The following is a 22,695-nucleotide window of genomic DNA, read 5'->3' on the forward strand; positions in this document are numbered from 1 at the left end:
CTCAGCGCTCGTCCAGCAGGGCCGCCGCCGGACCGCGCAGGCCGACGGTGAAGAAGCCCTCGTCGGTGTCGGTGTACCAGACCTGGCGGCGGGCGACGTCCCACGCGGGCTGCGACATCGCGGCGCCGCCGTCGGGGCCGGGCCGGTTGAAGTAGCCGACCTCGCGGGGCCGGGCGAGGTCGGAGATGTCGAACAGCCGCAGACCGGAGCCGATCATCGAGCAGGCCGCGATGCGCGGCTCGGCGCGGGTCGGCAGGGAGCAGTAGTGGCCGGTGTAGCTGCGCACGATCGTGCGACCGCCGGGATCGTCCATCACCTTGCTCCGGACGGCCGGGTCGTGCACCTCGAGCCGCACGTTGGACACGACGTACGGCGCCCGCGGGTCGGTCACGTCGATGATCCGCGCCGCGCCGACGGGGCTGCGGGGCGAGTTGATCCGGCGCAGGTCGCCGAACAGGTCGCTGAACTCGTCGACCTCGAAGACGTACTGGCGCCCGTCGCGGGTGAACGGCTCGGCGACCTGCGGGATCGATCCCTCGTCCCAGGTGAGCCGCGAGAGGGTGCGGATCTGCGGCCGGGGCCGCCGGTCCTGGACGTCCGACACGTCGAGGATGTCGAGCCCGGCGCCGTCGATGATCGAGGCGTTGCGCCCGCTCGGGCTGCCGATGTTGGCGACGTACATGGTGCGGCCGTCGCCGGAGAGCCGGAGCCCGTGGTAGACGACGCCCGTCTTGGTGTGGACGATCCGCGGGCGGCGCGGCTCGGTCAGGTCGACCGCCGTGAGCGTGAACCCCGCGGCCCCCGCGGTCCAGAACGTCTTGCCGTCGGGAGCGAACCCGCTCTCGTGCCCCATCACCCCGGACAGGGTCGTCGACATCAGGCGCGGCCGGCGGCAGTCCCGGCTGACGTCGTAGACGTCGAGGACACCGGGCGCGGTGCCCAGGGTGCCCATCACCGCGGCGAGCAGCCCCCGCCCCTGGTTGACCAGGAGCGACTCGTGCGGCTGGAGCATCGCGGGCGTGATCAGGTTGGCCGTCTTGACCGGCTTGGCCGGGTCCGTCATGTCGAGCACGACGACGCCGAGGCCGGCGCCACCGGTGAGCAGGCCCGGCACGTTGAGCCCGACCATCAGGGCCGAGTCGTAGTAGGCGCAGGTCCGGCCGGTGACGTCGGTGTAGCGCTGGACCTTGAAGCCGCCCGACCCCAGGAACGAGCGCCGGCCGTGGTGACCGACCTCCGTGGTGTTGCACCGGTAGCCCTGCGCCGCCCGGCCCGAGCGGTAGTCCGCGGCCGGCACCCGGCCCTGGATCGACGTCTCGGGCAGGTCACCCGGCGCGCACGTCGCGCGCGGCACCCCCGCGAGCGACAGGTCCGCCTGCGAGGTCCCTGCGGTGAGCACCGCGCTGATCACCAGTGCCGCTGCCACCGCGAGCGCCGGCACCAGCCGTCGTCCGGTCGTCCGGTCCGCCATCATCCGACCCCCATGTCGATTCCGCGTCGGGCCACCCTGGCACGGTCGCGGTGGTCGCGTCGACCATCGACGGCCCGGCACGGGACCGTGGCTAGCCTGCTGGCATGGACCACGCCTCCTTCGTCGACGCCGCCCGGATCGCCCTGGACCTCGCGCGCACCACGGAGGTCAAGGCCGCCTGGTCGCTAGAGAGCTCGTGCGCCGGCATGACCGTCGGCGGCCTCGCCCACCACCTCGTCCAGCAGGCCGGTCACACCGTGCGCTTGCTCTCGCTGGAGCCGGTCGCAGAGCCGCCGATCCCGCTGCTGGAGCACTACGCCCGCGCGGCCTGGGTCGAGGCAGGTCCCGACGACGAGGCGAACGTGTCCGTGCGCGAGGGCGCCGATGCCGCCGCCGCTGCCGGTCCTGACGACGTCGTCGCACACGGTGCCGCCGCGCTCGAGCGGCTCCCCGCCGTCCTGCACGAGCACCACACCCGGATCCCGGACCAGGTCCGGATCCCCTGGCAGGGATGGTCGCTCACGACCGGCGACTTCCTGGTGACCCGGGCGATGGAGATCGTGGTCCACGCCGACGACCTCGCCAGCAGCGTCGGTCTCGCCACGCCTGAGTTCCCCGAGGACCTCGTCACCGACGTCCTCGGCCTCCTCGGCGCCATCGCCCTTCGCCGGCACGGCCAGGCGGCCGTCGTACGGACGCTGAGCCGGCCGCAGCGCGCGCCGGCGAACGTCTCCGCGTTCTGAGCGCCGAGTCGCTCGACCCGCAGCGACCTCAGCCGGAGTAGGGCACCTCGGCCTGCCAGGAGTCCTCGTCCTGGTCGATCGCCGCCCGCAGCGCCGCCGCCACGTTGTCCGGCGCGAACGGCCCCTCCTTGGCCAGCAGCCCGCGCACCGTCACCGACACGGCGCGGATGCCGTCGCCGGCGAGCGTCCGGTCGAGGCTGCGGACGAGGTTCTGCAGGCCCGCCTTCTGCACCCCCAGCGACGCCGCCCCGTGCCACGGGGTGTCCGCGGCCATGCTGCCGGTCGCGCTCACCCGGCCACCGGGGCCCATGAAGGGCCGCGCCGCCTGGACGACGGTGAGCAGGGCGCCGACCCCGAGCCGGACGTCGTCCAGGAGCTCGTCGGGGGTGAGGCTGAGCGGGTCCTTCTCGCGGTAGGCCGACGGGTTGAAGTGGACGACGTCCAGGTGCCCCACCTGCTCGGCCAGCCGGGTCACCGCAGCACGCGTCGCCGCGTCGTCGGTGAGGTCGACGACCGCGGTCAGCGCCTCGGCGCCGGCCGCCTCGACGTCGGCGCGCAGGGCGGCGAGCACCTGCTCCTCGGCACCGAGCAGGGCCACCTGGCCGCCGTCGGCGGCGTACAGGCGGGCGAGGGAGCCGCTCACCCCGGGACCGGCACCGGCGATCAGGACGTTGCGCGTCATGACGTCAGCCTAGGACGTGGGGGTGCTCGGCCACCCGAGCGCGCTCAGATCCCCGCGATGCCACCCAGCTTCTTGGTCGTCGCCTCGAACTCGGCCACCAGGTCGGCGACCACCTCGGCGACCGGCCGGACCTCGTTCATCCGCCCGACGATCTGGCCGATCGGCATCGAGATGACGTCCGGGTCGCCGGAGGAGTTGATCCGGTTGTGGGCGTCGGCGACGAGGAGGTTCTGCAGGGGCATCGGGAGCGGGGCCGGGGCGCCGTCCTCGCTCCAGGCCTCGGTCCACTTGGTCTTGAGCAGGCGGGCGGGCTTGCCGGTGTAGATCCGGGTGCGGACGGTGTCGGACGAGGTGGCGCGCAGGAAGGCGGTCTCCCAGCCCTTGTTGCCGGCCAGGTTCCGGTACTCCTCGGTGCCGAGCCAGATCGAGCCGGTCCACACGCCCTGGGCGCCGAGCGCGAGCGAGGCGGCGATCTGGCGGCCCGAGCCGATGCCCCCCGCACCGAGCACCGGTACGTCGGGCCCGACGGCGTCGACGATGTCCGGGGTGAGCACCATGCTGGCGATCTCGCCGGTGTGGCCGCCGGCCTCGTAGCCCTGGGCGATGATGATGTCGACGCCGTTGGCGACGTGGCTCAGCGCGTGCTTGGGGGCGCCGGCGAGCGCGGCGACCTTGAGGCCGGCCTCGTGGCACTGCTCGATGACGTCGACCGGCGGCGAGCCGAGCGCGTTGGCGATGAGGACGGGGCGGTGCTGGAGGGCGACGTCGACGTGCGAGCGGGCCACCGAGTGCAGCCAGCCGAGGACGCCCTCGCGGCCCTCTCCCTCGGGCAGCGGCGGGACGCCGAGCTTGAGGAGCGTCTCGTCGACGAACTTGCGGTGCTCCTCCGGGATGTACGTCGACAGGTCGGCCGACGTCCCCTCGGTGGGGATCTTCATCGGCATCACGACGTCGACGCCGTAGGGCTTGCCGTCGGTGTTCTCGTCCATCCAGGTCAGCACCCGGTCGAGCTCGTCGGTGTCGTTGAACCGGACGCAGCCCAGGACGCCGAGGCCGCCGGCGCGCGAGACCGCGGCCGCGACGTGCTCGGAGGGGGTGAAGGCGAAGATCGGGTACTCGATGCCGAAGGCATCGCAGAGCGCGGTGTGCATCAGGCGTTCGCCTCCACGGAGTCGGTGCGGTCGTCGGTGCTGTCGTCGGTCCGGGACGCGAGCGCGAGCTCCTTGGCCCGGGGGTACTGCGCCTTGCCGGTGGCGTTGCGCGGGATCTCGGGGACGATCGTCAGCGCGCGCGGCAGCTTGTAGCCGGACAGGTGGGCGCGCAGGAAGGTCCGCAGCTCGTCGAGCTCGACGGTGGCGTCGGGGCGGGGCTCGACGACGGCGGCCACGGTCTGGCCGTACTTCTCGTCGGGCAGGCCGACCACGAGGACGTCGTAGACGCCGGGGTGGGCCTTGATCGCCTGCTCGACCTCCTCGGGGTAGACCTTCTCGCCGCCGGTGTTGATGCAGTTGGAGCCGCGGCCGAGCAGCGTGATCCGGTTGCCCTCCTCGATCCGGGCGTTGTCGCCGGGGATCGAGTAGCGGACGCCGTCGATCTCGACGAAGGTCTTGGCCGACTTCTCGGGGTCCTTGTAGTAGCCGACCGGCACGTTGCCCGAGCGGGCGGTGCGGCCGATCTTGCCGACGTCGGTGGCCGGGTCGAGCGGGCGGTCGTCGTCGCCGAGGATCACCGTGGTGGGCGGCAGCGAGATGACCGGGCCGTCGGTCGAGAGCGCGCTGGCGTCCTGCAGGCCGGTGCCCTGGAAGCCGGTCTCGGAGGAGCCGACGGAGTCGGTGAAGACGGCGTTGGGGAACGCCTTCATCCAGCGCTCCTTGACCGACTTGGAGAAGATCGCGGCGCTGGAGGCGATCGCGAAGAGCGTCTGGCCGTCGTACCCGCCGGCCTCGTAGGCGTCGATGAGCGGCACCGCCATCGCGTCGCCGGTCATGAACAGCATCTGGACGCCGTGCTGGTCGACGAGCTCCCAGGTGCGGACCGGGTCGAACTTCGGCTCCAGGATGGTGACCTGGCCGGCGAACAGGTGCATGAGCAGCGACGCCTGGGCGCCACCGTGCATGAGCGGGCTGAGCGGCAGCGTGACCAGGCTGTCCTGGAGGGCCTTCTTGGACTGGTCGTACTCCTCGAGCGGCTCCGACGTCATGAAGTCGATGCCGCCGCCGAGCACGCGCCAGAAGTCCTCGTGGCGCCACATGACGCCCTTGGGGAAGCCGGTGGTGCCGCCGGTGTAGATGATGTGGATGTCGTCGGGGCTGCGCTCGCCGAAGTCGCGCGCGTCGGACTGGCCGGCGACCGCCTCCTCCAGCGTGATCCCGCCGAAGGCGGACAGGTCGCTGGCGTCGTCGGGCTCGAGCGAGTTCGGGACGGCGATGATCGCCTTCATCGGCGCGACCTTCGGCACCACCTCGGCCACCAGGTCGGCGTACACCCGGTCGTGGACGAGGCCGGCCAGGTCGGCGTTGTCGAAGAGGTACTCCAGCTCGCCGGCGACGTAGCGGTAGTTCACGTTGATCGCGACCGCGCGCACCTTGAGGATCGCGATGAGCGCGATGACGTGCTCGATGCTGTTCTTGGCGTAGAGACCGATGTGGTCGCCGGTGCCGATCCCCTGCGCCTGCAGGTAGTGGGCGAGCTTGTTGGACTCCGCCTCCAGCTCGGCGAAGGAGATGACGCGGTCCCCCACCTGGACGGCAGGCTTGTCCGGGACGGCGTCGACGGCGTGTTCGAAGAGGTCGGCGATGTTCAGGGCCACGAGGCCGACACTAGAACACGTTTCACTTTTTCGCTAGCGTTGTTCACATGAGCGATTGCCTCGTCGAGCAGGACGGCCACAAGCTGGTCGTCACCATGAACCGTCCCGAGCGCCGCAACGCGCTGTCCGGGCCGATGCTCCGGATCATGGAGGAGGCCTGGGACCGGGTCAACGAGGACCCGGAGATCCGGGTCTGCATCCTGACCGGCGCGGGCGGCTACTTCTGCGCCGGCATGGACCTCAAGGCCGCCGACGAGAAGCCGCCGTCGGAGAGCTTCGAGTCCGGCGAGTACGACCCGACCGTGATCAAGGGCCTGCTCAAGGGCTTCCGGCTGACCAAGCCGCTCATCGCCGCGGTCGAGGGCCCGGCCATCGCCGGCGGCACCGAGATCCTCCAGGGCACCGACATCCGGGTCGCCGGAGAGTCCGCCAAGTTCGGGGTCGCCGAGGCACGCTGGTCGCTGTACCCGATGGGCGGCTCCGCGGTCCGGCTCCCCCGCCAGATCCCCTACACGGTGGCCGCCGAGCTGCTCCTGACCGGGCGCACGCTCAAGGCCCCCGAGGCCAAGGAGCTCGGCCTGATCGGGCACGTGGTCCCCGACGGCCAGGCGCTCGCCAAGGCGCACGAGCTCGCCGACATGATCGCCGCCAACGGCCCGCTCGCCGTGCAGGCGATCCTCAAGACGATGCGCGACTCCGAGGGCAAGCACGAGGAGGAGTGCTGGGCCGACGACGCCAAGGTCGGCGCCGCGGTGTTCTCCTCCGACGACGCCAAGGAGGGCCCGCGGGCGTTCCTGGAGAAGCGCGCCCCTCAGTTCAAGGGCCGCTGACGGCCGCTGCGCCGAGGCCGCCGTCGAGGTGCTCGTCGAGCCAGTCGGGGAACGCGGCCAGGCCGTCGAGGACGACGTGCGTCCCGGCGTCGCGGAGCTCCTCGGCGGTGCAGCCGCCGGTGAGCACCGAGACACTGGTGACGCCGGCGGCGAGCGCGCCCTCGACGTCGTGGACGTGGTCGCCGACATAGACCGACGCGGCCTCGCGGCGCAGCACGTCGGCCTTGCCGACGCCCCAGACCCAGCCCTCGAGCACGTCGACGTCGAGACCGGTGTGGTCGAGGTGGAGGCGGGCGTTGGGGGCGTACTTGCCGGTGACCACGACGATCCGCCCGCCCCGACGCCGTACGGCAGCCAGGGCCTCGTGCGCCCCCGGCAGCACCGGAACGCTGGTGATCGCGTGCTCCGGGTAGAGCGCCCGGAACCGGTCCCCCGCGGCCGGGATCCGCTCCGCCGGCAGGTAGGGCTCGAGCAGCAGGTCGAGCGGCGGGCCGAGCCGGCGGGTCATCTCCTCGACGGGGAACTCCACGTCGAGCTCGGCACCGAGCGCGCGCAGCACGTCCCGGAACCCGGGTGCGGTGTCGATGAGGGTCATGTCGAGGTCGAACCCGACGACGAGATCCGGCATGGGGCCCACGTTATCCAGGGCGCCACCGGGGCAGGATGGCGCCATGGACGCCGTCGCCCTCGTGCTCTTCGGACTCATCGGACTCATCTTCGTCGCGGTGTTCGCGTTGCTCGTCGTGGCGATCGTGGTCGGCTCGAAGCGTGCGGCCGAGCGGCGCCAGGGGCTCGCCGCCTTCGCGCACGACCGCGAGTGGGAGTACCGGCCCGTCGACCCGGCGCTGGTCGACCGGTTCCAGGGCGCGCCGTTCGGCCGCGGGCACGGCCGGCACGCGGGCAACGTCCTCATCGGCCAGTACGACGGCCGCCCGTTCACCGCGTTCGACTACACGTTCACGACCGGGACGGGTGAGGACTCCAGCCGGCACACCTACTCGGTCGTCGCGCTCAACCTCGGCGTCCGCGCCCCCGACCTCGCGGTCGGCCCGACGACGACCCTGCGCCGCTGGGCCGACTCGCTGACCGGGCGCGACATCCTCATCGGCGACCCGGCGTTCGACGCGGCGTTCACGATCCACTCACCCGCGCCGGAGTTCGCGGCCGACGTGCTGCTCTCGGACGTGCGCGACGTGATGCGCCACCACCCGGGCCTGTCGTGGCGGATCACCGGCGACTCGCTGCTGGTGATCCGCCCGGGCGCGCACGCGCCCGCCGAGGTGGACGGCAAGCTCCAGGTGATGGACGCCCTGCTCGACCGGATCCCGGACCTGGTCTGGGACCGGCTGCGGGGCGAGGCCCCGCGCTAGCGGTTCTCGGCCCGCGGCGCCCCGATGCCGGGGTCGACCTGGAAGGGACCGGAGGCCGAGGGCCGGACGTCGAAGTCGAAGATCGACGTGGGGATGTAGACCGTCGAGCACGAGTTCGGGATGTCGACGACGCCCGAGAGCCGGCCCTCGATCGGCGCGGCACCGAGCAGCAGGTAGGCCTGCTCGGGCGCGTAGCCGAACTTGGTGAGGTAGTCGATCGCGTGCAGGCAGGCGCGCTGGTACGACAGGTGCGAGTCGAGGTAGCGCTGCTCGCCGTCCAGGGTGACCGACGTGCCGGAGAACGCGATCCACTCGCTGAAGCGCGGGTCCACCCGGCCGGGCATGAAGATGGCGTTCTCGCTCACGCCGTAGGTCTCCATGCCGCCCTTGATGATGTCCACGCGCAGGTCGATGAAGCCGCCCATCTCGATGGCGCCGCAGAACGTGATCTCGCCGTCGCCCTGCGAGAAGTGCAGGTCGCCGACCGAGAGGTTCGCGCCGTCGACGAAGACCGGGTAGAAGATCCGGGTGCCCTTGGACAGGTTCTTGATGTCCTGGTTGCCACCGTTCTCGCGGGCGGGCGCGGTACGCGCGGCCTCGGCGCCGACCCGGCCCCACTGGTCGCGAGCCAGGCCGCCGAGCACGGCGTGCTCACCCTCGGGCGGGAGGGCCAGCGGCGGGACCCGGTGCGGGTCGGTGGCGATGAGGGCGCCCTCGCGGCGGTTCCAGGTGGCGAGGAGCTCGGCGGACGGGGCGGTGCCCATGAGGCCCGGGTGGATCAGGCCCTCGAAGCTGACGTGCGGCACGTGCCGGCTGGTCGCGACCTGGCCGTTGAAGTCCCAGATCGCCTTGTAGGCGTCGGGGAACTGGTCGGTGAGGAAGCCGCCGCCGTTGTTGCGGGCGAAGATGCCGGTGTAGCCCCAGCCCTGGCCGGCGAGCGGACCGGAGTCCTCCTGCGGGATCGGCCCGACGTCGAGGATGTCGACCACGAGCAGGTCGCCGGGACGGGCGCCCTCGACCGCGAACGGGCCGGAGAGCTTGTGCACGGTCAGCAGCGGGGCGTTGAGGATGTCCTCGGCCGAGTCGTCGTTGACGATCGCGCCGTCGAACCACTCGCGGCAGTCGACCCGGAACGAGTCGCCGGGCTTGACCGTCGCGACCGGCGGGATCTCGGGGTGCCACCGGTTGTGGCCGAGCTTCTGCTGGTCCTCGAACTTCTTGCTGCTGTCGAGGGGGAAGATCACTTCAGGCATGGGGCGTGCTCCTCGGGTGATGGGGTGGCGGGACTGCTCGGGACTGCTCGGGACTGCTGGGACGGAAGGGTCAGGGGCGCGGCAGCTTCTGGTGCAGCGGGTTGCGGGTGATGCGGGCGCCGCCACCGCCACCACCGCCGCTGCCGGGCAGCGAGGTGACGACCGGGGGCTCGTGGGCGGTGGCCGCCGTGGCGTCCATCAGCCGGTACGCCGTGCTGCCGGCGACCGAGAGGCGCGGCGCGCTCATCCGGCGCCGGGCGGCACCGCCGCACTCCGGGCAGTCCACGGCCGCGGGGACCTCGCTCATCGGGTAGGTCCGGTCGAACTCGGTGCCCTCGGGGCACCGGAAGGCGTAGAGCGGCATGGCTTCCTCTCAGGCGGCGGGAGTGGGGGTGGGCGCGGCCGCGGGCGCCGTACGGCCCAGCACGCCGGCCAGCCCCACCACGACGACGGCGAGGACCAGGGCGAGCACGCCGAAGCCGGTCGACGTGGGCCAGTTGTCGTGGAGGCCGAGCAGGGCCGGGACCGTGCAGGTCAGGTGGCTCCCGAGGACGAGCACCCACCCGGCGAAGCGGGTCAGCTCGTCACGACCGAGCGCCAGGACCAGGAAGAACAGCAGCCACATGACGGCCCAGGTCAGCCAGATCGCGGTGAACGCGAGGTCGTCCTCGATCGAGAGCACCGCTTGGGCCACCGCCATCACCGCGACGAACAGCGAGAACCAGCCCAGGCCGGAGCCGTCCAGCCCGGCCAGCGCGTTGATGCCGACGTAGAGGTAGGTGAAGCCGAACAGGTAGATCGGCGCCCACGCGGCCGCCGTGGCGAGGTCGGGCGCCTGGATCAGCGCGACGGTCGGCAGCACCACCTGGAGCGTGCCGACGAACAGGTTGAGCGGCGCGCCGCCGCGGGCGGTGACGAGCCCGAGCAGCCCGAGGCCGTTGACGAACAGCACCGCTCCGACGAACAGCAGTCCCACATTGGACACCGGGCACCTCCGGATAATCGTACCGATCTGGAACTATTGCAGATCGGAACCATAAAGCGCCCAGACGGACCCGTCAACGACCCTCGCGGAGGTGGCTCAGGCGTCGAGGTCGGCGACGAGCGCGCGCCACAGGTCGCGCCCCGCGTCGGAGGCGACGACCAGGACCCGGCGCCGGTCGGTGGCGTCGGCGCGGCGGTAGGCCAGGCCCTCGGTGACCAGGCGGTCGACGACGCGCGTGGTCGCGGGCGGCGTCGACGAGATCAGCCGGCCGAGCTCGCCGACGGTGAGGCCGTCGGGCGCGTCGGAGAGCCGGCGCAGCGCCCGGTAGACGTCGAGCCCGATCCCGTGCTCGTCGAGCACCGGGAGCAGGCGGGCCACGACCAGGTCGTCGGCCGCGACGACGGCAGCCGCCGCGACGCGCGCGTCCGGTCCGGTCGTCGTCACCTGTCCCCTGGGCATGGGACCACGCTAACCGACCCCGTCGCCCGGTTCCGCGTCCTGGACGTCGGCGCTAGTGTCCCGAGCAGCGAAGGTCCCGTTCCCCCAGGAGTGCCGATGCCAGCCACGACGGACGACTACGTCGTCGGCCTGCTCTACCCGCAGTCCGGTCCGGCCGGGCTGTTCGGCCCCTCCTGCCTGACCTCGGCCCGGCTCGCAGTCGACGACGTCAACGCCCGCGGCGGAATCCTCGGGCGCCAGGTCCGGATCGAGGCGATCGACGCCTCGGTCGCGGCGCCCGGGGCGGCGGACGCGGTGGCCGGCCTCGTCGCCTCCGACCGCATCCAGGCGGTCGTCGGCTGGCACCGCTCCGACGTACGACGGGCGGTGGCGCAGCGCCTCGACCGCCGGGTCCCCTACGTCTACACCGCGCTCTACGAGGGCGGTGAGCACACCGACGGGCTGTGGCTCACCGGCGAGACGCCGCCCCAGCAAGTGCTGCCGGCGCTGCGCTGGATGCGCGACGAGCTCGCGCTGCGCCGCTGGTTCATCGTCGGCAGCGAGTACGTCTGGCCGCGCCGGACCGCCGAGGCGTGCCGGGCCTATGCCCGCCGGCTGGACCTGGAGATCTGCGGCGAGGCCTACCGTCCCGTCGGCACCGAGCAGTACGACGACGTGCTCACCCGGATCGAGGCCTCCGGCGCGACGGGGGTGATCCAGCTCCAGCTCGGCCAGGACGCCGTGCACTTCAACCGGCAGTTCGCCGCGGCCGGGCTGCCCACCGGCGTGGTCCGGTTCTCCCCGTTGATGGACGAGAGCATGCTGCTCGCCTCCGGACCCGACGCGACAGCCAACCTCTTCGCGGCCTCCGGCTTCTTCGGCTCGCTGGTGACCGACGCCGCGATGGACTTCGGCAGCCGCTACTTCGGCGCGTTCGGACCCGGCGCGTGCCCGCCGTCCGCGATGGGCGAGTCGTGCATGGAGGGCCTGCTCCTGCTCGAGTCGCTCGTCAACGGCGCGGGCTCCTCGGTGGTCGAGGACCTGCTGTCCTGCGCCCACCCCACCCGGTACGACGGCCCGCGCGGCAGCCTCGCGCTGCGCTCGGCGCACGCCGACCAGCCGGTCTACCTGGCCGCCGCGGCCGGCTGCGACTTCGACGTGATCACCACGCTGCCGCGCGGCTGAGGTCAGCCGACGGCGCGCTCCCCCGTCCAGAACCGCGCCCGCAGCGCCTTCTTGTCCGGCTTGCCCAGCGCGGTCAGCGGCAGCGCGTCGACCGCGATGACGTCCTTCGGGCTCTGCACCGAGCCCTTGCGCTCCTTGACCGCGTCCTTGATCTCGGCGACGACCTCGTCGGTGAGCTCGTGCCCCTCGCGCAGCACGACGACCGCGGTGACCGCCTCGCCGAACTTCTCGTGCGGCGTCCCGATCACACCGACCTGCGCGATCGCGGGGTGCTCGGCGATGACGTCCTCGACCTCCCGCGGGAAGACGTTGAACCCGCCCGTGACGATCATGTCCTTGGTGCGGTCGACGATGTACCAGAAGCCGTCCTCATCCTCGCGCGCCACGTCGCCGGTGTGCATCCAGCCGTCGCGGAAGGTCTCGGCCGTGGCCTCCGGCAGCTGCCAGTAGCCGCCCGACAGCAGCGGTCCCGCCACGCAGATCTCGCCGGGCTCGCCCTGCGGGACCGGGTTGCCGGCCTCGTCGAGCAGGGCCGCGCGCAGGTACGCCGACGGGCGCCCGCACGAGGTCAGCCGCGCCTCGATCGGCGTACCGGAGGCGTCGACGTGGTCGCCCTTGGGGAAGTAGCTGATCACCATCGGGGCCTCGGACTGGCCGTAGTACTGCGCGAAGATCGGCCCGAACCGCTCGATGGCCTCCTTGAGCCGGACCGGGTTGATCGCGGACGCGCCGTAGTAGACGGTCTCGAGCGACGACAGGTCGCGGGTGCGCGAGTCGGGGTGGTCCATGAGCGCGTAGAGCATGGTCGGCACGAGCATCAGCGAGTTGATCCGCTTCTCCTCGATCGTGCGGAGCACCTCGGCCGGGTCGAAGCGCGCGGACACGAAGAGCGTGCCGCCCTGCAGCACGACCGGGACGAAGAACGCCGCGCCGGCGTGCGAGAGCGGCGTGCACATGAGGAAGCGCGGCTCGGCCGGCCACTCCCACTCCGCCATCTGGATCTGCGCCATCGTCGAGAACGCGCGCACGTTGCCGATCACGCCCTTGGGCTTGCCGGTCGTGCCGCCGGTGTAGGTGATCGAGGTGATGTGCTCGGGCTCCAGCACGGCCGCGGTCAGCGGCTGGGCCTCGAAGGTCGCCGCGACCGCGGTGAGGTCGGTGCCGACGTCGGCGAGCGCGTCCGGGACGGGGCCGATGGTGAGGACCTGCTTGAGCCCGGGGCACTTCCCGAGCAGCTCGACCGCCCGGTCGGCGAAGTAGGGGTCGATGACGAGCGTGGTGATCCCCGCGTCGTTGATGACGTAGGCGTGGTCGTCGGCCGAGCCGAGCGGGTGCAGCGAGGTCCGCTGGAAGCCCTGCGTCTGGCCCGCACCGAGGATGAAGAGCACCTCGGGCCGGTTGAGGGCGAGCAGCGCGCCCGGCGTACCGCGTCCGGCGCCGAGGGACTCGAAGGCCTGGATGTACTGCGAGATCCGCTCCGCCGTCTCGCGGCCGGTCAGCGTCACGTCGCCGAGGTGCACGATCGGGCGGTTCGCGTGCCGCTTGAGGGCCGCGACCATGAGGTGGCCGTTGTGGGCAGGGGTGCGGAGCGTGTCGGTCACCCCGGCAGACTAGAACGTGTTCTATTCCGCAGGCAAGGACCCCTACCTTGGTCGGGGATCTCCCTACCTCCGACCGATGCCCCTCACGGGCGCCGGACCCTAGCCTCGACACCATGCAGTACGACGAGCTCGGCTCCACCCGCGAGGACAAGGTCTGGACCTACATCATCTTCGCCGTCGGCGGGGTCCTCGTGCTCACGGTCGGTCCGCTGCTCGCCCGCTGGCTCGCCGACGTGCCGTTCGTGCCGTTCAAGGACATCCTGCGCTGGGTCGGCGACTTCGACCAGCCGTGGGCCTGGGTCGCGCGCCCCGCGATCGGCCTGCTCGCCGGCCTGGTCGTCGCCTTCCTGGTGCTCGTGGACGAGTGGCGCCTGGAGGTCCACGACGACGCGATCGTCGTCGTCCACGACCAGGACCGCCGCCGGCTCGCCCGCGAGGCGATCATCGGCATCCACTTCGAGGGCAAGAAGGTCGTCATCGAGGGCACCGACGGGCGCCGGCTCTTCGACAAGCCCGTCGAGGCCAAGCGCGCCACGGTCAAGCAGGCGTTCGCCTCGCGGGAGTACCCGCTCGAGTCGGAGTAGCCGCGCGCGGGCTCACCCGGCCCGGCGCTCGACCGGCGCGATCAGCGGCCGCACGCCGCCCAGCCGCCGGTGGAAGCGCACCTGGTCGGCATGGGCGTCGAGGACGTCCCACAGCGCCCGGTGCGCCGCCCAGGGCAGCGGGTCGTCGCCGCGCACCCAGCGCTCGCCGAAGCTGATCCACACCGGCGTCCAGCCGGCCGCGCAGTCCCACCGGCCGCGCTGGGCCTCGACGAGGCGCCGGCGTACCTGGAAGGCGGTGCGCGGCCCGTCGGCGCACACCGGAGCGGTGTGGACCGGCCAGACCCACAGGTCGAGCTCCATCAGCGCCAGCTCGAGGTCGCGCAGCAGCGCGGGATCGACCAGCACCGTGGCGACGTTCTCGTGCGGCTCACGCCTCATGCCCTGAGACGGTAGCCCGGACCTCCGACAGCGACCAGGCCCTCAGGTGAACATCGTCAGGCGAGCAGCTCGGCCACCTGGCGGATCTCGTCGGCGCTGCGGCACGAGAGCAGCAGCGTGGTCACGCCGGTCTCCTCCCACTGCGCGACGCGCTCCTTGACCTCGCCGGGCGTGCCGATGACGTGCATGTCGTCGACGAGCTCGTCGGGGATGAGCGCGGTCGCCTTGTCCTTCTCGCCCGACAGGTAGAGCGACTGCACCTCGTCGGCGAGCTCGCCGTAGCCCATCCGGGTGAAGACCTGGTGGTGGAAGTTCTGCTCCTTGGCGCCCATGCCGCCCATGTAGAGCGAGACGAACGGCTTCATGCCGTCGATCACCAGCTGCTTCTGCTCGGCGTTCTCGACCACCTGGAGGTGGCAGGTGGCGGCGATCTCGAAGTCCGCCCGGGTACGACGAGCGCCCGGCCGCGCGAAGCCCTCGTCGAGCCACGGCTGGTACATCCCCGCGCTCTTGGGCGTGTAGAAGATCGGGATCCAGCCGTCGGCGATCTCGGCGGTCTGCGCGACGTTCTTGGGGCCCTCGGCGCCGAGCCAGATCGGCAGGTCGGCGCGCAGCGGGTGCACGATCGGCTTGAGCGGCTTGCCGAGGCCGACCGCGCCGGGGCCGTGGTAGGGCAGCGGGTGGTGCGGGCCGTCGTTGGTCACCGGCGCCTCGCGGGCCAGCACCTGGCGGATGATCGAGACGACCTCGCGGGTCCGGGCGAGCGGCTTGGAGAACGGTACGCCGTACCAGCCCTCGACGACCTGGGGACCGCTGACGCCCATGCCGAGGATGACCCGGCCACCGGTGAGGTGGTCGAGGGTGAGCGCGTGCATCGCGATCGAGGCCGGCGTCCGGCCCGACATCTGCACGATCGAGGTGCCCAGGCGCACCCGGGAGGTCTCCCGGCCCCACCAGGCCAGGGGCGTGAACGCGTCGCTCCCCCAAGCCTCGGCGGTGAAGATCGCGTCGAACCCGGCGTCCTCCGCGGCCGCGACGAGCTCGCCGACACCCTGCGGCGGCTGCGCCGACCAGTACCCCAGCTGCAGTCCCAGTTTCATGGGTCGCATCATGGCGGATGAGCCCGATCCATTTCTAGAACATGTTTCACTTTTGGGCAGAACATGTTTCACTTTGGCTCATGAGTCGCACCCTCTCGGCACCGGTGACGGTGTCCTTCGACTACACGCGATCGGTCGGCCCGGTGATCGGCCGCTTCCTCACCGGTCTCCGCGACGGCCAGCTCGTCGGCGCCCGTCTCAGCGACGGCCGCGTCGTCGTCCCGCCGCCCGAGTTCGACCCGGTGACCCACCGGGCGACGGCCGACTTCGTCGAGCTCCCCGAGACCGGCACGGTCACGTCCTGGACCTGGGTCAGCGAGCCCGTCGCCGGCCAGCCGTTCGACCGCCCGTTCGCGTTCGCCCTGGTCACCATCGACGGCGCCGACGCCCCGCTGCTGCACGCGGTCGACGTCGCGAGCCCCGACCAGATCAGCACCGGCATGAAGGTCCGCGCCCGCTGGGCCGCGGAGCGCACCGGTGCGATCACCGACCTCGTCTTCGAGCCCGACACCGGCACCGCGAGCGCGACCGCCCCGGCCGCCGGCGAGGGCGCCGTGACCGGGATCGTCACGCCGGTCAGCCTCGACTACACCTACGCCGCCTCGCCCGAGGAGTCCGCCTTCTTCCGCGGTCTCTCGGAGGGCCGGATCGTCGGCCAGCGCTGCCCCACCTGCGAGAAGGTCTACGTCCCGCCGCGTCCGGCCTGCCCGACCGACGGCGTGCCGACCGTCGAGGAGATCGAGCTCTCCCACACCGGCACGGTGACGACCTTCTGCATCGTCAACGTGCCCTTCCTGGGCCAGAAGATCGCGCCGCCGTACGTGTCGGCGTACATCCTGCTCGACGGCGCGGACATCGCGCTGCAGCACCTGATCCTCGACATCCCCGTCGAGGAGATCCGGATGGGCCTGCGGGTCAAGGCGGTCTGGAAGCCCCGCGACGAGTGGGGCACCACGATCGAGAACATCAGCCACTTCGCGCCGGCCGACGAGCCCGACGCGGACTTCGACACCTACAAGCACCACCTCTGAGCGGCGGGAAGGACAAGACATGCGTGACGTTGCCGTCGTCGGGTTCGCGCAGCGACAGCTGCAGGACTACGACGGATCCCCCCAGTGCGCCGAGCTCCTGGTGCCGCTGTTCGCGGAGTGCTACGAGCAGACCGGGTGGACCAAGAAGGACATCGGCTTCTGGTGCTCCGGCTCCTCGGACTATCTGGCCGGACGCTCGTTCTCGTTCGTGAGCGCGATCGACGCGATCGGCGTGCTGCCGCCGGTCAACGAGTCCCACGTCGAGATGGACGCCGCCTGGGCGCTCTACGAGGCGTGGCTCAAGATCCAGACCGGCGAGGTCGACACCGCGCTGGTGTTCGGCTTCGGCAAGGCCTCGGCCGGCGTCCTGCGCCGTACCCTCGCACTGCAGCTGGACCCCTACACGCTCACTCCCCTGTGGCCCGACACCGTCTCCATCGCCGCGCTCCAGGCCCGGCTCGGCATCGATGCCGGCGCCTGGGACGAGACCGCGATGGCCGAGGTCGTCAACCGCTCCCTCTCCGACGCCGAGAAGAACGAGTACGCCGTGCGCGCGGGCGGCTCGTCCGTCGCCGACCTGCTCGCCCGACCGATGTTCGCCGACCCGCTGCGCAAGCACGACGCCGCCCCGGTGACCGACGGCGCGGCCGCGATCGTCCTCGCCGCCGGCGACAAGGCCCGCGAGGTCCGCGACCGCCCGGCCTGGATCACCGGTCTCGCGCACTTCGCCGACGGCCTCCAGCTCGGTACCCGCGACCTGACCCGCTCGGAGTCGGCGTACCGCGCCGGGGCCGCGGTAGGCGGCACCGCCGGCATCGAGATCGCCGAGCTGCACGCGCCGTTCAGCCACCAGGAGCTCATCCTGCGCCGCGAGCTCGGCCTGGCCGACGACGTCCGGATCAACCCGTCGGGCGGTCCACTCGCCGGCAACCCGATGTTCACCGGCGGCGCCATCCGGATCGGCGAGGCCGCCCGCCGGATCTGGGACGGCACCGCCGACAAGGTGCTGGCCCACGCGACCAGCGGCCCGGCACTGCAGCAGAACCTCGTCTGCGTCATGGAGGGAACGAACTGATGGGCAAGACTCCTGCCGCCGTCGTCGGCGTCGGCCAGACCCACCACCGGGCCAAGCGCGAGGACGTCTCGATGGCCGGCCTGTGCCGCGAGGCGATGGACCGCGCGCTCGAGGACGCCGGGATGACCCTCGACGAGATCGACGCGATCGTCGTCGGCAAGGCGCCCGACCTGTTCGAGGGCGTGATGATGCCCGAGCTCTACCTCGCCGAGGCGCTCGGCGCGGCGGGCAAGCCGCTCCTGCGCGTGCACACGGCCGGCTCCGTCGGCGGGTCGACCGCGATCGTGGCCGCCTCGCTCGTGCAGTCGGGCGTGCACAAGAAGGTCCTCACCGTCGCGTTCGAGAAGCAGTCGGAGTCCAACGCGATGTGGGCGCTCTCGGTGCCCGTCCCGTTCGTGATGCCGGTCCACGCCGGTGCGGGCGGCTACTTCGCCCCGCACGTGCGCTCCTACATCCGCCGCTCCGAGGCGCCCACCCACATCGGCGCGATCGTCGCCGCCAAGGACCGCACCAACGCGCTCAAGAACCCCTATGCGCACCTGCGCGAGGAGAAGACCGTCGACCAGGTCCTCGCCTCCCAGATGCTCTGGGACCCGATCCGATACGAGGAGACCTGCCCCTCCTCCGACGGTGCCTGCGCGCTCGTCATCGCGGCCGAGGACGTCGCCGCGTCCTCGCCGAACCCGGCGTGGATCCACGGCACCGTGATGCGCTCGGAGCCGACCACGGCCGCCGAGCGCGACCAGGTCAACCCGCAGGCCGGCCGCGACGCCGCGGCCGCGCTGTGGAAGCAGGCCGGCATCACCCGCCCGATCGACGAGATCGACGCGGCCGAGATCTACGTGCCGTTCTCGTGGTTCGAGCCGATGTGGCTCGAGAACCTCGGCTTCGCGGCCGAGGGCGACGGCTGGAAGCTCACCGAGGCCGGCGAGACCGCGATGGGCGGCCGGATCCCGGTCAACTGCTCCGGCGGCGTGCTCTCCTCCAACCCCATCGGCGCCTCCGGCATGCTCCGCTTCGGCGAGGCGGCCCTGCAGGTGCGGGGCGCGGCCGGCGAGCACCAGGTCGACGGCGCCCGCAAGGCGCTCGGCCACGCCTACGGCGGCGGCTCGCAGTTCTTCGCGATGTGGGTCGTCGGGGCGGACAAGCCCACCAACTGACGACGCGGTTTGCGGGCGGGGATCGGCGGTTAGGGTCCGTGGGGTGAGTGAGCCCCCGGCGTCCTACCCGCCTCCCCCGCCCTCCTACGGCGGCGGGCCCCCTCCCCTGGCGCCACGCCCACCCGGCAACGGGACGGCCGTCGCCTCGCTCGTCCTGGGCATCGTCGCGCTCTGCTTCTCGCCGATCCCGCTCGTCAACCTCCTCGGCGCGGTCTGCGCCCTGATCGGCCTCGTCCTCGGCATCGTCGCCCTCCTGCGGGCGCGGCGGCTCGGCCGCCGGGTGATGGCCGGGTGGGGCACCGGGCTCAACGCGGTCGCGCTCGTCATCTCGGTCGTGGTCGGCTTCCTGGTGCTGCGCTACCTCGGCGACCTGCTCGACTTCGTCGACCCGCCCGAGCCCAGCGCCGAGGTCGGCGAGCGCTTCACCACCGACGACGGCGACCTGTCCATCGAGGTCACCTCCATCACCTGCGGCCCCTCGGAGTACTCCGCGGGCGCCGAGACCTGCACCTTCGCGTTCGACGTCACCAACAAGAGCGACCGCACGATCTACCTCGACCACATCCGGGTCAAGGCGGTCGTCGACGGTCAGTGGCGCGACCCCAGCCTCGAGGGCGTCAGCACGCTCGAACCGGGCGCCTCGGCCACCAGGACCGGCGACGTCACCCTGCGCGACGAGCGGCTCGACGGTCTCGCCTTCGACGCCGACGACGCGTCCAGCCACAGTGCCGTCGTGGTTGCCGCGCCGGGCCCGTAGTCTTGACCCCGTGATGGAGCTGCGTACCCCCACCCAGATCGAGCAGATGCGACCCGCGGGTCGTTTCGTCGCCTCGGTGATCAAGGCGCTCGGCGAGAAGGCCGACGTCGGGGTCAACCTGCTCGAGCTCGACGAGCTGGCGCACCGGATGATCAAGGACGCCGGCGCCGAGTCCTGCTACATCGACTACCACCCGTCGTTCGGCGCGAGCCCGTTCGGCAAGGTCCTCTGCACCTCGGTCAACGACGCGGTGCTGCACGGGCTCCCCCACGACTACGTCCTCCAGGACGGCGACCTGCTCTCCGTGGACTTCGCGGCCTCGGTCGACAACTGGGTCTCCGACTCCGCGCTCTCCGTCGTCGTCGGCACCCCGCGCGAGGAGGACCTGCGCCTGATCGAGGTCACCGAGCGCGCCCTCGCCGCCGGCATCGACGCCGCCCGGGCCGGCAACCGGCTCGGCGACATCTCGTTCGCCATCGGCAGCGTCGCCCACGAGGCCGGCCTCAAGGTCAACCTCCAGTTCGGCGGCCACGGCGTCGGCCGGACCATGCACGGCGAGCCCCACGTCGCCAACGACGGCCGCGCCGGCCGTGGCCCCAAGCTCCGCCCGGGCCTGGTCATCGCCATCGAGCCGTGGTTCCTGCACACCACCGACGAGATCGTCTTCGACCCCGACGGCTGGACGATCCGCAGCGCCGACGGCTCGCGCGGCGCCCACGCCGAGCACACCGTCGCGATCACCGACGGCGACCCGATCGTCCTCACCGCCCGCGACTGAGCCGGCCGGCCAGGGACGCGCTGCGGTGGGCATCTTCCGGCGCCGGCGGCGCGACGACGAAGAGCCCACCCCCGCCGGGCCCGCCGAGCCCGCCGGGCCCGCGGTGCCCGGCACGGACGCCGAGCCCGACGAGGCCCTGCCCTTCCTCGGCGTCGACGAGGCCCGGCACCTGCGCGCCCTGGTCCGCACGGCGTTCGCCGAGCGCGGCATCGAGGTGAGCGTCCACGCCGGTCACGTCGCCGACGACGCGGGCCGCCAGTTCGGCCTCTGGAACGTCGCGGCCGCCTGCCACCAGGACGACCGCGGTCGCGCCGCCTGGCCCTTCCTCGTCGGCTCCCACGTCGAGCGGGTGCTGGCCAGCATGGACGCACCCGACCCGTTCGGCGAGCTCAGCCCCGACGAGGCGGCCGCCCGGACGTTCGTCCGGCTCTACGAGCGCGAGGCGATCCCCCGCCTCGACGGCTTCCCCTTCCGCGAGTTCGCCCCGGGGCTGGTCGAGATGCTGGCGCTCGACCTCCCCGACACCGTCGCCGTGTACGACGACGCCCGGGCCGAGCGCCTCGGCGGCGTCGACGCCCTGCGCGCCCACGGACTCACCAACCTGGACCGCCAGCCCGTCGAGCAGCTCGAGCGCCTCGACCTGCCCGACGGCGGCGGCGCCTTCCACGTCCTGCTCGGCGAGTCGGTGCACACCGCGAGCCGCGCGCTCCTGCTGCCCCGGCTCGCGACCGAGCTCACCGGACACGAGAGCGGCCGGCACGGCTGGCTGCTCTGCGTCCCCAACCGGCACCAGGTCGCCTGGCACCTGGTCCGCGACGCCACCGTCATCCCCGTGGTCCAGGCGATGGCCCGGTTCGCGGCGCTCGGCTTCGGCGACGCACCCGGGCCGCTCAGCCCGCACCTGTTCTGGTGGGACGGCGGCGGCTACCAGCAGCTCAGCCGGCTCGACGAGGACGGCGCCCTGTCGATCGTCGTGAGCCCGGACTTCCAGCGGGTGCTCGAAGAGCTCACCGGCGGGTCCTGAGCACCCCCACCAGCAGCACCAGCGCCGCGACCTGGGCGAGCGCGACCACCACGGCGAGGACCGTCGCGTGGTCGGTGACCAGCGCCCCGGCGACCACGCCACCGGCGATCGCGCCGAGGCCCTGGACGGCCGCGAACACGCCGTACCCGGTCGCGCGGCGGGAGTCGGGCACCACCGCCGCCACCTGGGCCTTGACCGTCGAGTCGAGGATCCCCGTCGCCACGCCCCACAGGGCCACCCCGGCGAGCACCGGCGCGAGCCGGTCGGCGAACACGAGCGGCGGCAGCACCGCCACCAGCACCGGTACGACGAGCAGCACCCGCGGCCCCCAGCGGTCGAACACGACCCCGGTCCCGAGCGCCGCCACCGCCGCCGTGGCCATGGCGAGCGCGTAGACCACCGGCGCCGCCGCGAGCGGCACCAGCCCGGTCTCGACGAACCGGAAGGAGATGATCCCGAACGTCATCAGGCCCGCCGTGGCCAGCGCCGCCGCGGCCGAGAAGACGTGGAACCGGGCCGGCAGGTCGACGCCCAGCGCCGCCCCCAGCCCCCGTCGTACGGGACGATTGGGTTGCTCGGACGATTCATCCGCTGCCACGGCGGCGGTGAGCACCAGGGCCCGGCGGGCGAGCTGGGCGAGGACGAGGAGCGAGAGCGCCCCCGGCACGGCCAGCACCGCGAAGCCCGGCCACAGCACACCGGTCAGCGCGGCGACCCCGGCGACGACGAGCGGTCCGGCGAAGGCGCCGACCTGGTCGAGCGCCTTGTGCACCCCGAAGGCGCGGCCCAGGCTGCCGCCGGCCGCCACCCGCGCGAGGAGCGCCGACTTGGCGGGACTGCGGATCGCCTTGCCCGCCCGCTCGGCGAGGATGAGCGCCGCGGCGACCGCGACGCCCGCCGTACCGAGGGCGGGAGCGAGGGCCAGGAGCGGCACGCACACCGCGGTCAGCGCGTACCCGACGACCGTCAGCCGCCAGTGCCGCCCGCTGCGGTCGGCCCACGGACCGGTCCCGAGCCGGAGCAGCAGTGCCATCGCCTCACCGGCACCGGTGACCAGTCCGACCACGACGGCCGATGCACCCAGCGTCCCGAGGTAGGGGCCGGCGACCGAGCGCATCCCCTCGTAGACCATGTCCGCCAGCAGGCTGACGAGGCCGAAGGCGACGACCGTGCGCCAGGGGGACCAACCGGTCCCGGCCGACGGCCCGGCCGTCGCGGAGGTCAGTGGCTGATCCCCCACAGGAAGCCGAAGATGCCGGCGGCGACGCCGAGGCCGACGATGATCCACAGCGAGATCCAGGCCAGGCTGTGCATCCCGTGCTGGTAGTGGTTCTCGGCGAATCCGGGGAACTGGTCGGCGTTGAGCTCGCTCATCTCACCCTCCTGGTGGTCGTCAGCCTGCGTCACAGGCAGACGCTAC

General features: G+C 72.4%; 25 protein-coding genes. 11 read left to right on the forward strand and 14 right to left on the reverse strand.

Annotated elements, in window-relative coordinates; all coding sequences use genetic code 11:
- Window position 1 precedes the first annotated feature (1 nt).
- On the reverse strand, window positions 2-1,471 hold the full coding sequence (locus M0M48_RS09640) for an LVIVD repeat-containing protein (RefSeq protein ID WP_257750955.1): 1,470 nt from the start codon (window positions 1,469-1,471) through the stop codon (window positions 2-4).
- Between the two features lie 104 nt (window positions 1,472-1,575).
- On the opposite strand from M0M48_RS09640, the gene M0M48_RS09645 reads away from it, so the two are divergent.
- Window positions 1,576-2,214 carry a maleylpyruvate isomerase N-terminal domain-containing protein gene (locus tag M0M48_RS09645; protein WP_257750956.1) on the forward strand — a complete coding sequence of 213 codons (639 nt, stop codon included), beginning with the start codon at window positions 1,576-1,578 and terminating at the stop codon, window positions 2,212-2,214.
- 28 nt (window positions 2,215-2,242) lie between these two features.
- On the opposite strand, the gene M0M48_RS09650 is transcribed toward M0M48_RS09645, so the two are convergent.
- From M0M48_RS09650 to M0M48_RS09660, 3 genes are read right to left on the reverse strand one after another with little or no spacing between them, the layout of a single operon-like run.
- A complete protein-coding gene (locus M0M48_RS09650) occupies window positions 2,243-2,896 on the reverse strand; it encodes an SDR family oxidoreductase (RefSeq protein WP_257750957.1) in 654 nt (217 codons plus the stop codon).
- Between the two features lie 44 nt (window positions 2,897-2,940).
- Window positions 2,941-4,047, reverse strand: a complete 1,107-nt coding sequence (locus tag M0M48_RS09655; RefSeq protein ID WP_215815803.1) for an NAD(P)H-dependent flavin oxidoreductase — start codon at window positions 4,045-4,047, stop codon at window positions 2,941-2,943.
- On the reverse strand, window positions 4,047-5,705 hold the full coding sequence (locus M0M48_RS09660; RefSeq protein WP_215815802.1) for an acyl-CoA synthetase: 1,659 nt from the start codon (window positions 5,703-5,705) through the stop codon (window positions 4,047-4,049). The genes M0M48_RS09655 and M0M48_RS09660 overlap by 1 nt, the downstream gene beginning before the upstream one ends.
- Window positions 5,706-5,752: 47 nt before the next feature.
- On the opposite strand from M0M48_RS09660, the gene M0M48_RS09665 reads away from it, so the two are divergent.
- Window positions 5,753-6,535: a crotonase/enoyl-CoA hydratase family protein gene (locus tag M0M48_RS09665; protein WP_215815801.1), complete on the forward strand. Its 783-nt coding sequence runs from the start codon at window positions 5,753-5,755 to the stop codon at window positions 6,533-6,535.
- On the opposite strand, the gene M0M48_RS09670 is transcribed toward M0M48_RS09665, so the two are convergent.
- Entirely contained in the window at window positions 6,522-7,163 is a 642-nt protein-coding gene (locus M0M48_RS09670; protein WP_257750958.1) for an HAD family hydrolase, read from the reverse strand. The two genes, M0M48_RS09665 and M0M48_RS09670, sit on opposite strands and share 14 nt — an antisense overlap.
- A 43-nt stretch (window positions 7,164-7,206) precedes the next feature.
- On the opposite strand from M0M48_RS09670, the gene M0M48_RS09675 reads away from it, so the two are divergent.
- Window positions 7,207-7,905, forward strand: a complete 699-nt coding sequence (locus tag M0M48_RS09675; RefSeq protein WP_257750959.1) for a hypothetical protein — start codon at window positions 7,207-7,209, stop codon at window positions 7,903-7,905.
- Here the strand turns inward: M0M48_RS09675 and fmdA are convergent.
- The 4 genes from fmdA to M0M48_RS09695 all read right to left on the reverse strand — a co-directional run bounded on the left by fmdA (window position 7,902) and on the right by M0M48_RS09695 (window position 10,602).
- Entirely contained in the window at window positions 7,902-9,158 is a 1,257-nt protein-coding gene (fmdA, locus tag M0M48_RS09680; protein ID WP_215815798.1) for a formamidase, read from the reverse strand. The genes M0M48_RS09675 and fmdA overlap by 4 nt on opposite strands.
- A 70-nt stretch (window positions 9,159-9,228) precedes the next feature.
- Window positions 9,229-9,522, reverse strand: a complete 294-nt coding sequence (locus tag M0M48_RS09685; protein WP_257750960.1) for an FmdB family zinc ribbon protein — start codon at window positions 9,520-9,522, stop codon at window positions 9,229-9,231.
- Window positions 9,523-9,531: 9 nt separating this feature from the next.
- Window positions 9,532-10,143 (reverse strand): AmiS/UreI family transporter, encoded by a 612-nt coding sequence (locus M0M48_RS09690; protein WP_257750961.1) that lies wholly within the window; start codon window positions 10,141-10,143, stop codon window positions 9,532-9,534.
- A gap of 96 nt (window positions 10,144-10,239) precedes the next feature.
- Window positions 10,240-10,602, reverse strand: coding sequence for a MarR family transcriptional regulator (locus tag M0M48_RS09695; protein ID WP_257750962.1), 363 nt, complete (start codon window positions 10,600-10,602; stop codon window positions 10,240-10,242).
- Between the two features lie 96 nt (window positions 10,603-10,698).
- Here M0M48_RS09695 and M0M48_RS09700 point away from each other — a divergent pair, with 96 nt between their 5' ends.
- Complete coding sequence (locus M0M48_RS09700; RefSeq protein ID WP_257750963.1) at window positions 10,699-11,766, forward strand: substrate-binding domain-containing protein; 1,068 nt, start codon at window positions 10,699-10,701, stop codon at window positions 11,764-11,766.
- A gap of 2 nt (window positions 11,767-11,768) precedes the next feature.
- Here M0M48_RS09700 and fadD8 read toward each other — a convergent pair whose 3' ends face one another.
- Window positions 11,769-13,367, reverse strand: coding sequence for a fatty-acid--CoA ligase FadD8 (gene fadD8, locus M0M48_RS09705; RefSeq protein WP_257750964.1), 1,599 nt, complete (start codon window positions 13,365-13,367; stop codon window positions 11,769-11,771).
- A 113-nt stretch (window positions 13,368-13,480) separates the two neighbouring features.
- Here fadD8 and M0M48_RS09710 point away from each other — a divergent pair, with 113 nt between their 5' ends.
- Window positions 13,481-13,951 carry a YqeB family protein gene (locus tag M0M48_RS09710; RefSeq protein ID WP_257750965.1) on the forward strand — a complete coding sequence of 157 codons (471 nt, stop codon included), beginning with the start codon at window positions 13,481-13,483 and terminating at the stop codon, window positions 13,949-13,951.
- A 12-nt stretch (window positions 13,952-13,963) separates the two neighbouring features.
- Here M0M48_RS09710 and M0M48_RS09715 read toward each other — a convergent pair whose 3' ends face one another.
- Entirely contained in the window at window positions 13,964-14,350 is a 387-nt protein-coding gene (locus M0M48_RS09715) for a hypothetical protein (RefSeq protein ID WP_215815792.1), read from the reverse strand.
- 56 nt (window positions 14,351-14,406) lie between these two features.
- A complete protein-coding gene (locus M0M48_RS09720; RefSeq protein ID WP_257750966.1) occupies window positions 14,407-15,450 on the reverse strand; it encodes an LLM class F420-dependent oxidoreductase in 1,044 nt (347 codons plus the stop codon).
- A gap of 80 nt (window positions 15,451-15,530) precedes the next feature.
- On the opposite strand from M0M48_RS09720, the gene M0M48_RS09725 reads away from it, so the two are divergent.
- From M0M48_RS09725 to M0M48_RS09750, 6 genes are read left to right on the forward strand one after another with little or no spacing between them, the layout of a single operon-like run.
- The gene (locus tag M0M48_RS09725; protein WP_257750967.1) at window positions 15,531-16,481 is read left to right on the forward strand and encodes a Zn-ribbon domain-containing OB-fold protein; all 951 of its coding nucleotides are present in this window, start codon (window positions 15,531-15,533) and stop codon (window positions 16,479-16,481) included.
- Window positions 16,482-16,500: 19 nt separating this feature from the next.
- On the forward strand, window positions 16,501-17,556 hold the full coding sequence (locus tag M0M48_RS09730) for a thiolase domain-containing protein (protein ID WP_257750968.1): 1,056 nt from the start codon (window positions 16,501-16,503) through the stop codon (window positions 17,554-17,556).
- Window positions 17,556-18,716, forward strand: coding sequence for a thiolase domain-containing protein (locus M0M48_RS09735; protein WP_257750969.1), 1,161 nt, complete (start codon window positions 17,556-17,558; stop codon window positions 18,714-18,716). The genes M0M48_RS09730 and M0M48_RS09735 overlap by 1 nt, the downstream gene beginning before the upstream one ends.
- A gap of 43 nt (window positions 18,717-18,759) precedes the next feature.
- Entirely contained in the window at window positions 18,760-19,473 is a 714-nt protein-coding gene (locus M0M48_RS09740; RefSeq protein WP_215815787.1) for a hypothetical protein, read from the forward strand.
- 10 nt (window positions 19,474-19,483) lie between these two features.
- Window positions 19,484-20,251: a type I methionyl aminopeptidase gene (gene map / locus M0M48_RS09745; RefSeq protein ID WP_257750970.1), complete on the forward strand. Its 768-nt coding sequence runs from the start codon at window positions 19,484-19,486 to the stop codon at window positions 20,249-20,251.
- A gap of 25 nt (window positions 20,252-20,276) precedes the next feature.
- Complete coding sequence (locus M0M48_RS09750) at window positions 20,277-21,275, forward strand: hypothetical protein (protein WP_257750971.1); 999 nt, start codon at window positions 20,277-20,279, stop codon at window positions 21,273-21,275.
- Here the strand turns inward: M0M48_RS09750 and M0M48_RS09755 are convergent.
- Both M0M48_RS09755 and M0M48_RS09760 read right to left on the reverse strand, forming a co-directional pair.
- Window positions 21,259-22,515, reverse strand: coding sequence for an MFS transporter (locus tag M0M48_RS09755; protein WP_257750972.1), 1,257 nt, complete (start codon window positions 22,513-22,515; stop codon window positions 21,259-21,261). The genes M0M48_RS09750 and M0M48_RS09755 overlap by 17 nt on opposite strands.
- Window positions 22,497-22,682, reverse strand: a complete 186-nt coding sequence (locus M0M48_RS09760) for a hypothetical protein (protein WP_215815783.1) — start codon at window positions 22,680-22,682, stop codon at window positions 22,497-22,499. Before M0M48_RS09760 ends, M0M48_RS09755 begins: the two co-directional genes overlap by 19 nt.
- Window positions 22,683-22,695: the final 13 nt, after the last annotated feature.

This window comes from Pimelobacter simplex (assembly GCF_024662235.1).
Lineage (GTDB): Bacteria > Actinomycetota > Actinomycetes > Propionibacteriales > Nocardioidaceae > Nocardioides.